This window comes from Bacillus sp. ISL-34 (genome assembly GCF_018613325.1).
In the GTDB taxonomy this organism is placed as follows: domain Bacteria; phylum Bacillota; class Bacilli; order Bacillales; family DSM-1321; genus Peribacillus.
The window spans coordinates 197,584-209,783 of sequence record NZ_JAGGQJ010000002.1; the positions used below are offsets into that span (position 1 = coordinate 197,584).

8 protein-coding genes and 2 pseudogenes are annotated in these 12,200 nt (G+C 36.6%); 7 read left to right on the forward strand and 3 right to left on the reverse strand.

Annotated features, from left to right (window positions below; genetic code table 11):
• Nucleotides 1-106 precede the first annotated feature (106 nt).
• The 5 genes from J7E52_RS01750 (at nucleotide 107) to J7E52_RS01770 (ending at nucleotide 7,455) form a co-directional block, all read left to right on the forward strand.
• Entirely contained in the window at nucleotides 107-1,462 is a 1,356-nt protein-coding gene (locus tag J7E52_RS01750) for an APC family permease (RefSeq protein WP_214743415.1), read from the forward strand.
• 27 nt (nucleotides 1,463-1,489) lie between these two features.
• Complete coding sequence (locus J7E52_RS01755; protein ID WP_286197357.1) at nucleotides 1,490-3,115, forward strand: amidohydrolase; 1,626 nt, start codon at nucleotides 1,490-1,492, stop codon at nucleotides 3,113-3,115.
• A gap of 34 nt (nucleotides 3,116-3,149) precedes the next feature.
• Nucleotides 3,150-4,049, forward strand: coding sequence for a carbon-nitrogen hydrolase (locus J7E52_RS01760; protein WP_214743416.1), 900 nt, complete (start codon nucleotides 3,150-3,152; stop codon nucleotides 4,047-4,049).
• 427 nt (nucleotides 4,050-4,476) lie between these two features.
• Entirely contained in the window at nucleotides 4,477-5,820 is a 1,344-nt protein-coding gene (locus tag J7E52_RS01765; protein WP_214743417.1) for an APC family permease, read from the forward strand.
• A gap of 18 nt (nucleotides 5,821-5,838) precedes the next feature.
• Nucleotides 5,839-7,455, forward strand: coding sequence for an amidohydrolase (locus J7E52_RS01770; protein ID WP_214743418.1), 1,617 nt, complete (start codon nucleotides 5,839-5,841; stop codon nucleotides 7,453-7,455).
• 191 nt (nucleotides 7,456-7,646) lie between these two features.
• On the opposite strand, the gene J7E52_RS01775 is transcribed toward J7E52_RS01770, so the two are convergent.
• On the reverse strand, nucleotides 7,647-8,870 hold the full coding sequence (locus J7E52_RS01775; protein ID WP_214743419.1) for a chromate transporter: 1,224 nt from the start codon (nucleotides 8,868-8,870) through the stop codon (nucleotides 7,647-7,649).
• Nucleotides 8,857-9,065, reverse strand: a pseudogene (locus tag J7E52_RS01780) (helix-turn-helix transcriptional regulator); the annotation flags it as partial. The gene J7E52_RS01775 and the pseudogene J7E52_RS01780, both read right to left, overlap by 14 nt.
• Before the next feature lie 452 nt (nucleotides 9,066-9,517).
• Here J7E52_RS01780 and J7E52_RS01785 point away from each other — a divergent pair.
• Entirely contained in the window at nucleotides 9,518-9,658 is a 141-nt protein-coding gene (locus J7E52_RS01785; RefSeq protein ID WP_155727232.1) for a hypothetical protein, read from the forward strand.
• Nucleotides 9,659-9,918: 260 nt separating this feature from the next.
• Here the strand turns inward: J7E52_RS01785 and J7E52_RS01790 are convergent.
• Nucleotides 9,919-10,339, reverse strand: a pseudogene (locus J7E52_RS01790) (transposase); the annotation flags it as partial.
• A gap of 909 nt (nucleotides 10,340-11,248) precedes the next feature.
• Between J7E52_RS01790 and J7E52_RS01795 the strand changes: the two are divergent.
• Nucleotides 11,249-12,166, forward strand: a complete 918-nt coding sequence (locus J7E52_RS01795; RefSeq protein WP_214743420.1) for a class II fructose-bisphosphate aldolase — start codon at nucleotides 11,249-11,251, stop codon at nucleotides 12,164-12,166.
• Nucleotides 12,167-12,200: the final 34 nt, after the last annotated feature.

Below are 12,200 nucleotides of genomic sequence, written 5' to 3' on the forward strand. Positions count from 1 at the left end.
ATTGAATTATCTGTATATTGCAATTGTTGGGAAAATGCCATTAATCCCCACTTGGTATGGTATTTGCATATTAGTTAATTAATCACGAATAAGGGTGGAGTGATACATGGAGAATGCAAAATTAAGACGTTCGTTAACAGTGTTTCCTTTAGTGCTATTTGGATTGGCTTATATGGCACCTACAACAGTGTTTTCTACTTATGGGGTTGTTGCGGAAATAACGAAAGGGATGGTGCCTGCTGCTTATATAATAGCTTTGGCTGGTATGTTATTTACAGCCTATAGTTATGGTCAAATGGTTAAGGCCTACCCTGTTGCCGGTTCTGCATATACATTCACTCAAAAGGCTTTTAATCCTCACCTTGGATTCCTAGTGGGCTGGGTTATCCTATTGGACTATTTATTTTTGCCAATGATCAATGGATTACTGATCGCTATTTACTTAAACGCATATTTTCCTTCCGTTCCTTTTTCCGTCTGGTTAATTGCCTTTGTCATTTTAATCACCATTGTAAATATAATTGGAGTGAAAATAGCAACAAAAATAAATCTTTTATTAGTTGCCTGTCAATTTTTAATAATAGTTATATTTACATTCCTCTCAATTAAAGGGTTACTTAACGGAATGGGTTCAGGAACATTATTCATGAGTTCTCCATTTGTGAATGGAGATATACCACTATCTTTAGTATTAGCAGGATCTTCTGTTTTATGTTTATCTTTTTTAGGATTTGATGCTGTTACCACATTTTCGGAGGAGACCATCAATCCGAAAAAAATAATACCAAAGGCTATTTTCCTCGTCGCATTAATAGGAGGAGGTCTGTTTGTCACCATCTCATACATCAGTCACCTTGTTTACCCAAATTTCCAAGCCTTTAAAGATCCAGATTCCGCTTCCTTGGAAATTGCTATGTACATCGGGGGTAATTTATTTCAATCTATTTTTCTAGCAGGATATATTACCGGGGGGCTGGCATCTGGTTTATCAGCTCATGCAAGTGTTTCGCGACTTTTGTATGCGATGGGGAGGGATGGAGTTCTTCCAAAGAAAATTTTTGGTCATATTCATCCAAAATTTCAAACTCCAACACACAACATCATCTTAGTGGGTATTTTTGCTTTATCTGCTTTATTTGTTGATTTAGTGACAGCCTCATCCTTTATTAACTTCGGGGCGCTCGTTGCATTTACATTTGTTAATCTTTCGGTTATTTCCCATTATTTTATTAGAGAAAAACAGCGAAACGGAATTAACACACTAAAATACCTAATATTGCCGCTGATTGGCACTAGTTTCACAATTTGGTTATGGACTAGTCTTGATTCAAAGGCACTCTTACTCGGACTAGGATGGTTTGGGATTGGTTTCATCATGCTGCTTTCAAATACGAAAATGTTTAGTAAGCGGCCGCCAGAGCTTTCTATTGATAGTGCGATTGAAAAAGAAATTCAAGCATAAAAGCTATATTCATCAAGGAGGATAAAAATGGTAAGTGCAGACATCATTCTTTCTGGTCAGCATGTTTTTACTGGGCTGCAAGATGAGCCAATAAAAGCAGCTATCGCCATTAAAGATAATAAAATTATTAAAATCGGTTCTAAAGAAAATATAATGTCATTCCTTGGAGATCAAACAAAGGTGTATGACATGGAAGACGGACTAATTATTCCGGGATTTCATGATTTTCATATGCACATTATGATGGGAAGCATTTTACAGAAGGATAGTGCCAAATTATTTGATGCAGCTTCAGCAGAAGATGCAGCCAAAATAGTGGGTGAATTTGCTGAAACGAGACCAAATGATGAGTGGATATTCGGTGTTGGTTGGGATCATACCAATTGGAAGGACAAAGTGCTGCCACATAGAAAAACACTAGATAAATATATTAGTGATCGTCCTGCTTTATTATTCAATGCAGAAGTGCATTACGCTTGGATCAATAGTAAAGCAATGGAAATGATTCAATTAACGAAGGATACCCCAGATCCGGAATATGGAGAAATTGGAAAAGATGAAAATGGGGAACTGACAGGCCTTCTATTTGAACAGGCAATTGGGTATGCATCAGAACATGCATACAAATTACCGAAAGATAAACGTGTAAACCTATTCCAAGGTTTTCTTAATGAAACAAAAAGATTGGGAATCACATCCGTTAATGATTTATACGGAGCTAAAATTGCGCCAAATCCATTAGACGATCTTGAAATTTTTAAGGAGTTTGAGAGAAAAGGATTACTTACAACTAGAATTCACTTTTCTCCGGAGTTAAAAATGGATTTAGCTTCCGCAAAGGAATTACAAAGAAATTATCAGTCAGACAGGCTCACCTTTTCTGGATTAAAACAATTTATAGATGGTGTTGTGACAAGTCATACTGCTTTTTTATTGGATCATTACAAAGACCGTCCTGAAACAAAAGGCGGAACCACTTATCCAGCTGAAACAATTAAACAATTAGTAAAAAAGGCAGATAAGGAAAAATTTCAAATTCGTTTCCATGCTATTGGTAACGGTGCTGTCCGCTTAGCATTGGATGCATTTGAAGAAGCGAGAAACGTAAATGGAGAAAGAGATGCTAGACATGTCATAGAACATGTGGAGGTATTGCATCCAGACGATGTTCATCGCTTTAAGGAATTAGATGTAATCGCTTCCTTTCAACCTAAACATATCGAATTAATGGAAAGTGAGGCATATACAGCCAGAATCAGTGAAACACAACAACCTCTCTATTATCCTATTAAAACACTAGTGGATACTGGTGCTAAAATTGCCTTTGGTACAGATTTTCCTGTAGTACCCCTAAATCCCATGATGGGTATTTATCAGGCAATCACAAGAAAAGATTTAACCGGGAAGGCGTGGCAAGAGTCGGAAGGAGTAACATTGGCACAAGCATTAAAATACTACACGGCTACACCGGCATTCGGGTCTTTTAGAGAAAAAGAGTTAGGCACATTGGAAGCAGGGAAGATAGCGGATATCGCAGTATTAAATAAAAATTTATTTAGCATATCAACAGAGGAAATTCTTGAAACAGAAGTGAAGATGACGATCATGGATGGAAAGATAGTATATGAAAACCAGGTCATCACAACCGTATAAGATAAACAAATATAAAAAGGCAGGTAGTGAGAAAATGTCAAAAGTAAAAGTTGGTCTTATTCAAATTCATTGCGGAGAATTCATTGAGCAAAATATTCAAAAAACGATAGAGAAAATAAAAGAAACAGTAAATCAAGGTGCACAAATCGTTTGCTTACAGGAATTATTTTCTTCGCAATATTTTCCGCAAACGGTTAGTGTGAAAAATTATGATTTAGCTGAAGATGTAGATAGCGGTACATTAGCCGAAATGGGTGAATTAGCAAAGGAATTGGCAATTGTCTTGATTGTACCTTTTTACGAAAGAGCAGGTGCAGGCATTTATTTTAATAGTGCAGCTGTATTTGATGCTGATGGAGAATGTTTAGGGATTACTAGAAAAAATCATATTCCGGATGGTCCCCAGTATCATGAAAAATATTATTTCGTTCCAGGCAATACTGGATATCCTGTCTATGAAACGGCTTATGGAAAAATAGGAGTTGGGATTTGTTGGGACGAGTGGTATCCAGAAGTTGCCCGAATTTTGAGCTTACAAGGTGCAGAGATATTATTCTATCCTTCTGCTATTGGTTCAGAGCCAGATCATCCCCAGATATCAACAAGATCATCCTGGGAAAAGGCAATTTCCGCTCATGGCATTTCTAATGGTGTATTTGTTGCTGCGACAAATCGAGTGGGCCAGGAAAAGGACATGAATTTTTACGGCGGTTCATTCATTAGCGATACATTCGGGAATATTTTAGCTTCACTTGATGAGGAAGAAGGAATTATTGTACAAGAAATTGATTTAAAAGAAATAGAAGAGACTAGAAAAATTCTGCAATTCTTTAGAGACCGTCGTGTCGATACATACGGCCCTATATTACAAAAAGAAATACTGCCGACCCCATCCCCTTCAAAAAAGGGAACAAACAAAGCACTGTTTAGTTAATCATTAAAAAATAAAGCAGGTGTTTTCTCTTATCACATCCCATTACATTTCCATCAAGCTGAATTTGTTTTTAAAGTAGGGATTGCTGTCTTATTTTACGCTTACCACATCGTAATTAAGGCTTACGCAATCCTTCTTCTCAAAATTGGGCATACTTGGCCTGAAATTTAAAAGAAGATAGATTAATAGAACGATTGTTGATGGACACCTAGTTTATGTTCAGGCGAGGACATTAGTAAAATAATAACCGGCTCTGCTACCTTTGCCATCTAATGTTTCTTTATGAATGTATTTTTAAGAGATCCGGAAAAACGGTTCCGTCGGACAATAAATACGATAGAAAGAGAGCGGAGGAAGGGCTGCAGAATTAAATCAGTATTGAATAAGAATGGTTACGATGTAACGTATGAACAAGGAGGATTGATTAATGAATACTGATTCACCAACTCTTAAACGTTCTCTTTCATTAAAATACATTGTTTTTTTTGGTTTATCCTTTATGGCTCCAACAACTTTATTTGCAACATATGGAGTGGCTGTCCATAGCACAAATGGGATGATTTCAACCGCATATGGCGTTGCCTTACTCGTTATGTTATTTACAGCCTATAGCTATGCGCAATTGGTGAAGGCCTTTCCAACTGCAGGTGCTGCTTATACGTTTACACAAAAGTCCCTTAGTCCGCATATTGGTTTTCTTGTAGGTTGGTCAATATTATTGGATTATGTATTTAGCCCAATGATTAGTTCCTTATTCTTAGGGATAGCTATGAAGGCCTATTTCCCTTCCATTCCTATGTACTTTTGGATTATTATCTTTATCCTTACAATTACGGTCGTAAATATTCTTGGAATCACTGTAGCAGCAAAGTTTAATACAGTTATACTGTTTTTGCAATTCGGAACATTTGCCCTTTTTACCGTATTTTCAATTAAGGGTCTTCTAAATGGTCAAGGAGCAGGAACACTTTTTTCTATACTTCCTTTTATTGATTCAAATTCAAATATGCCGGACATCATGTCCATAGTTCCTGTTTTATGCTTTTCTTTTTTAGGATTTGATGCCGTAACGACACTATCTGAGGAAGCGAAAGATCCTAAAAGAACTATACCAAGGGCCATTTATCTCATTACAATCATTGGTGGGGCCCTATATATTGTCGGTTCCTATTTTTTACAGATTGTCTGGCCAGACTACCAATCTTTTAATAACCCGGAATCAGCTTATATGGAAATTGCCATGTATGTAGGTGGTAACTTTTTGATAAGTTATATGCTTGCAGAAGGAACCATGTCATGCTTTGCATCAGCGATTGCATCTGGTTCGAGTGCATCCCGCATTTTATATGCAATGGGACGTGAACGTGTACTTCCTGTCAAAATATTTGGATATCTTTCTCCTAAATATCATACACCTGTATTTAACATATTAATCATAGGAGCCATTGCTTTTAGTTCACTTTTCTTAAGTCTTACATTTGCCGTTTCTCTCATAAATTTTGGAGCATTGCTTACTTTTACCTTTGTTAATCTTTCTGTTATCGCACACTTTTTTTTCCAAAAAAAACAGAGATCCATTATGGGAACCATTCGGTATCTTATTATTCCGTTAATTGGCGCTTCGCTTACAGGATTATTTTTTGTGAAATTAGACATCCATTCACTTATACTGGGTGGAGTTTGGCTTGCGTTGGGATTTTTATACCTATTAAATCTTACGAATATGTTTAGGCAGCCCCCGCCGGAGCTTGTTTTTGAAGAGGCCAAATAATAGAAGGGATTGATTGATATGAGTCAACAAATAGCTGATATACTTATTTCAAGTAATGCTGTATTTACAGGGCTTTCCGACCAACCTGAACCTGCTGCAATTGCGATTAAGGGCAACAAAATCATTGCGGTTGGTTCTGAAGGGAAGGTTAAACCTTATTTAGGCGAGAATACGAAAATCTATCAATTTAACGATCAATTCATCATGCCGGGTTTTCATGATTTCCACCTTCATATGATGGATGGGGCTGTTGCGATGAATAGTGTCAATTTATTCTCGGCCCGTTCTGAAGAGGAAACGTTAGAAATGATTCGTCAATTCGCCGAATCACGACCGGAAGATTCATGGGTAATTGGCTTGACATGGGATGCAGGTTATTGGGATACTCAGCAATTACCGACTCGCCATTCATTGGATCGTATCCTGTCCGATCGTCCAGCGCTTATGATTCACGCTGAAGCACATTCTGTATGGGTGAATACGAAAGCATTAGAGATTGCTGACATTACTCGAGATACAGAAAATCCGGCTTACGGTATAATCGGAAAAGATGAAAACGGAGAACCTAATGGACTTTTATATGAAAAAGCAATGGATGCGGTGATCCGCCATGCTTATGATTTTACAAAAGAACAAAAAAGAGAGCTGTTTACGAATTTCCTTGCTCATGCTGCCGGTTTAGGAGTAACTTCAGTTCACGATTTATTTGCAATGGAATCCATGGAAATTCTCAATGATCATGACCTTTTCAAAGAATTTGAAGACAAAGGAGAGTTAACAGCGCGTATTCATTTATGGCCTGCTTTAAATGGCAACTTTGAAAATGTCAAACAATTACGGGATACATACCAATCCGATAAACTCCGTGTGTCAGGGCTGAAGCAATTTATCGATGGCGTCATTACGGCTCGTACGGCTTATTTACTCGAACCTTATGCGGATCAACCAGAAACACGCGGGGAGGCGACTTTCCCTCCTGAGACGATAAAAAAGTGGGTAGTTGACGCAGATAAAGAGGACTTTAGCATTCGTTTCCATGCGATTGGGGATGGAGCGATTCGTCTTGCTTTAGATTCCTATGAAGAAGCACAAAGAGTGAACGGTAAGCGTGATTCACGTCATTCCATCGAGCATATCGAAGTGATTCATCCAGACGATATCCATCGTTTCAAAGAGCTTGCCGTGACGGCTTCGATGCAGCCAGATCATTTTGCGATGTCTGAACGAGGTGTTTATACTGATCGAATTGGTACTGAAAGAGAAAAGCATGTTTTTTCAATTAATACATTGAAAAAAGCCGGTGCGAACTTGGCATTCGGGACCGACTTCCCAGTTGATATCCTTAATCCGCTTCTACAAATCTATCGTGCTGTAACCAGAATCGACAGCAGTGGAAAAACAGTGTGGCATCCGCATGAACGAATCACATTGGCCGAAGCATTAAAAGCTTATACAATCGGTTCAGCTTACGGGACATTCCGAGAACATGAATTAGGGACATTGGAAGTGGGGAAGCTTGCTGATATCGTTGTCCTCGACCGTGATCTTTTTGCGGTTCCGCTTGAGGAGATACCTGAAACGAAAGTGAAAATGACAATCATGGACGGTGAAATCATCTTCACTGATCCTGAATAAGACAAATATGCTTAAATGTAATGGAGCATAATGGGTTCGTCGATTATAACGAAATATAGTTAAAAGAAATAGCAGGTGGGAATACCTGTTATTTCTTTTAACAAGCAGTTTTTTCAAAATTTAAAATAAAATGAATAAGATAAAAATGTGTCAATAAAAGGTGAAACGATAAATGAATAAAATACCTCGATTCATATTAACGTCATAAGTGAACCGCCAGCAGCACCGGTTATCACTATAAACCAAGCAGGCAATTTCCAATACACAAGCATACTAAATAAGATGGCAGCAAAAGCAAAGTCTATAGGAGCTAAGATGGAGCTGGTCCAAATGGGATTATAAAAAGCCGCAATCAAGATGCCTACAACTGCTGCATTTACTCCCATTAATGCCCCTTTTACTTTAGAATTACGGCGTAATGTGTCCCAAAATGGCAATGTCCCTAAAATAAGAAGAAAGGCAGGTAAGAAAATAGCAACTGTTGCTATTAAGCCGCCTTGCCATCCATTTATTACGGCACCAATGTAGGCTGCAAACGTAAATAATGGACCCGGTACAGCTTGTGTTGCACCATATCCAGCAAGAAATGCCTCTTTGTCTAGCCATCCAGTAGGGACAAATTCACGTTCAAGCAATGGCAAGACTACGTGTCCACCACCAAACACTAAAGAACCAGACCGATAAAAGCTATCAAACAGAGCAATCCAATTTGATGAAGTAACTTCCCGTAAAATTGGAAGTAGAAACAGTAATCCGAAAAATAATGCTAAACTAACAAATCCGAAACCACGAGAAATCGGAAAATGAATTTTAGATTCATAACTTTCGTCGTGTCGTTTATAAATTAGAAAACCAATTAATGCGGCCAATATAATAATACCAACTTGCATATAGGCAGTCTGCCAAATCAAGGTCCCAATCAAGGCTATTAATGCAATTGTCTTTCTCTTTATATCTGGAGTTAAATTTTTTGACATCCCTAAAATGGCGTGTGCAACTACGGCTACTGCCACTATTTTTAATCCGTGGATCCAGCCTGCATTTGAAACATCCATTCCTTTTAAAAATAATGCTAATATTACTAAGGCTATTACCGAAGGCAGTGTAAAACCAAGGAAAGCTAAAATCCCACCGATGAAACCTCCCCGCATAACTCCGACTCCAATTCCAACCTGACTGCTAGCTGGACCAGGCAAGAATTGACACAAAGCAACTAAATCAGCATAGCTTTTTTCATCCATCCATTTTCTTCGTCTAACATACTCATCATGAAAGTAACCTAAATGTGCTATTGGGCCACCAAATGATGTTAAACCAAGCCTTGTTGAAACTAATAGTATTTCAAATAGTGACTTAAAACTTCTGTTTGTTTTGTTTTGATCCACTAAAGTATTCCTCCTATTATATAAGTTCATAAGCTTTCTTTCTGGCTTCCATAAGAACTTTATTTCCTTTTTCAGTGGTCGAATAATAATTTCTTATTTTCCCATCGACGTTTCGTTCCTCATTTATTAAAAGTCCATCAGATTCCATTGTGTGAAAAATGGGATATAAAGTACCTGAATGGTTTATCCATGTCCTTTTAGTTCTTTGAACATCCAAAGACCAAAATCGATTATCTATATGGAAGTATACTATTTAGAAATATTTAGTTTCTAATTCCAACAATTAATTTACACACTCTTAATATTTGCTCAAGTTAACATCATTTATCAAAAAGTGGAAACCTTTATAGCTTTTAATGTTTAGAAAAATCCATAATGAAATTCATTACCGGAATCTGATCATCGGCTTCTTTTCTTGTAGAGAATAAAAGCAGGTTATATGAAGAAGAAATGAAAAAAGATTTGGATTTTCCTTCAATAAGCAGTAAGAGGAGGTATTCAAAACCTAGCGTACTATTTTTTGTTAAGTGAGACGGTTAGCGAAGAACAATGTGGGAAATACTAAGAGTATGAAGATATTATGGAATTTTCAGAAAAATACATTGACGCGAAAATAAGGTTGTTATATATTATTAATAAGTTAAATTTATTGTTATATAACAGAAGGAGGAGTCAAGATGATGAACATTCAGGATAAAGCCTATGAAAGTTATTTAAAGATTTGTGAAAGGTATGAAATCGAGTCGATAAACTTCGACCACTTCATCAAAAATTTAACTAAAGACCAGTTGGATGAATACAGTAAATTAGCCGTTTAAATGAAAGGACGTGATTGCAAAAGATGGACCTCCCGGTTGATGTAGGCATAGAAGCCAGTTAGAAACCCCACCAGTTGCTATGGGAACAGGTGGGGTTTTGTCATGTGTTTTAAGAGCTTATTTTTAATTAATAGGATAACTCGACTGACGAATAATCTTTTGCTTTGATACAAGTAGCGATAACCATTTTAGTTTCATTTAAAAGGATTTAGTCTACAAGATATATAACTCTGTATCTTGCCGTACTATGTGAGGTATAAGGAGTTCAAGAAATGCCGTGTCACCACTTTTTGATGGTCTTTGCTTTTTTGTACACCGTGATAAGGATGAGCATGTTGCACAAATTTGTTTTGGCGATTTGTACTCGCGATAGCCCTCTTTATTTGTTGTTGAGTACTTTAAAATTTCGCCCGAAGGGCAAAGGTAACAATCAAAGTGTTCATCGTAAACATAGTCATGTTTGCGAAAGAATCCTTCTTTTGTGCGAGGACGTGTATAGGGTAAAGCAGGTGTGATTTCTTTGTTAAATAGGTAGCTAGTAATCGCTGGCGTTTTATAAGCTGCATCTGCGGCAACTGCTTCCGGTTTTCCAACTTTCTCAATCACTTGTTCAACAAGCGGCTCTAAGATATGACTGTCATGTGTATTACCAGGTGTTACAATCGTTCCCAATACAAAACCGTTGTGCTAGATATTCTTCCTTAATTAAAGAAATGGATAGGTAGTAAGATCAATCTTTTTGGATAACCGACGATTTTCTTATAAAACCAAAACAATAAAATATCAATTACTATTACATTACTAGTAAAAGAGAAGCTGTGTTATGAAATTTAGTAGGTAGGAATGCAAAATTCAGAATTTTCTTGAAAGTAATTCATACACATGTTAGAATTCATTTCAGGTAAGAATATTATAAATAAGATGATATTGAAATTATAGTGAAACTCAGTTTCTTAATAGGCAACAAAAACCAATAATGAAGGACTAAAGAATCTATGTAGGAAATAAAAGTCCACGGGGATTTACAAACATTAAACGACGCCTTCTTGCCTATTACCTTAAAACCTCAAAAATCAGCACAATGATTGTTATACATATCGACATAACTAATAATTCTTTTTATACAAGGATTTTTTGCTAATAGAAAGAAACGATGTTGCTTATTAAGGAACTATGTGCGTTGATTAAACATCTTCAGTTTTAATATTCTTCAAATCTATTTATAAGGGGGTGAGAAAGATGATTGGAAAGCGCTTCATTGAAATCGAACTATAGATAGTTTGACGGGAAATAATATTTAATAAAATTAGCTTACAACACCAATAAAAGTTATGTCGATGTAAATATGCTAATGATTTATTTTTGGAATGGAAGAAATGTAAGCGCTTGTATAAAAGTTATCAGTTGGTAATGTCCCGCGTTTTAGACTGTAACATCGTAACTAGTTTAGAAAAGGCACTTTACATGATAGAAATGAAATCATTCGGAAAAAGTAATTAAAATTAAAAGAGAACATCGTTGCTTATTAGTTAACAGAAGGGGGGTGAATGAACGAAATAAGTTAAATCACCTTTAAGGGAGTTTGAATGAATGAAAGTAAATTTAAAACCAAACAATGTTAGTTCATTAACAAAGGTACTTGCAGTAGCTACGCAAAATCAATTTGCTGTCGGTTCGTTTACTCCTAGAGCTACAAAGATGGTAGCTCCTATACTTAGAGCGGCCCAAGAAAAGAAATCTGCGGTTATTGTTCAAACTTCTGAGAGGGAGCAGGAACGATATGGAATTAATTTAGCGGAATTTAGCCGAGAGTTTTATCGTGTGATCCAAGAGGAGAATATTACGATCCCTGCTGTGTTACATTTAGATCATACGAAGGATTTCAATGTAATTGCTGAAGCCATCGAAGTTGGTTTTACATCTGTTATGATTGATGCATCAGAGCAACCATTTAAGAAAAATATTGAGATAACAAAAAAGGTTGTTGAGTATGCACATTCAAGAGGCGTAACTGTTGAAGCTGAATTAGGAAAGATAGGGACAACCGACTTTATTGAAACCGACGTTGATGAAGAGCTATTTACAGAGCCTGAAGAAGCAAAACAGTTTGTTGAAGAGACATGTATTGATGCATTAGCGGTTTCTGTCGGAACTTCACATGGGGTTTATCTTGTTAAAGATCCAAAAATTGATATTGAACGTTTAAGAGAAATTCGTGCATTAACATCTGTACCTTTAGTGTTACATGGCGGTTCAGGCACTCCTTCAGAGATGATTAAGAATGCAATTCAAATTCCTAATGGTGGAATTAGTAAAGTGAATATTGCAACAGATTTAGAACATATGATGTTAAAAACTCTTAATCGAGATAATTATGTTACAGAAAAAGAGTGGTCGGAACTACCAACTGAAACATTAACTTTAGTCCAAAATGCAGTTCAGAACGTAGTAAAAGAAAAAATTGAAAACTTTTTAATAAGTAGCGATAGCGCTTCTTACTATGTTTAAGAAGTAATATTATACTAACTTTGAACTGTACCCA

Excerpts from the sequence above, each read along its gene's own strand:
- J7E52_RS01750 (WP_214743415.1), top strand. The coding sequence starts at position 107 with ATGGAGAATGCAAAATTAAGACGTTCGTTAACAGTGTTTCCTTTAGTG.
- J7E52_RS01755 (WP_286197357.1), top strand. The coding sequence starts at position 1,490 with ATGGTAAGTGCAGACATCATTCTTTCTGGTCAGCATGTTTTTACTGGG.
- J7E52_RS01760 (WP_214743416.1), top strand. The coding sequence starts at position 3,150 with ATGTCAAAAGTAAAAGTTGGTCTTATTCAAATTCATTGCGGAGAATTC.
- J7E52_RS01765 (WP_214743417.1), top strand. The coding sequence starts at position 4,477 with ATGAATACTGATTCACCAACTCTTAAACGTTCTCTTTCATTAAAATAC.
- J7E52_RS01770 (WP_214743418.1), top strand. The coding sequence starts at position 5,839 with ATGAGTCAACAAATAGCTGATATACTTATTTCAAGTAATGCTGTATTT.
- J7E52_RS01775 (WP_214743419.1), bottom strand. The coding sequence starts at position 8,870 with ATGAACTTATATAATAGGAGGAATACTTTAGTGGATCAAAACAAAACA.
- J7E52_RS01785 (WP_155727232.1), top strand. The coding sequence starts at position 9,518 with ATGATGAACATTCAGGATAAAGCCTATGAAAGTTATTTAAAGATTTGT.
- J7E52_RS01795 (WP_214743420.1), top strand. The coding sequence starts at position 11,249 with ATGAAAGTAAATTTAAAACCAAACAATGTTAGTTCATTAACAAAGGTA.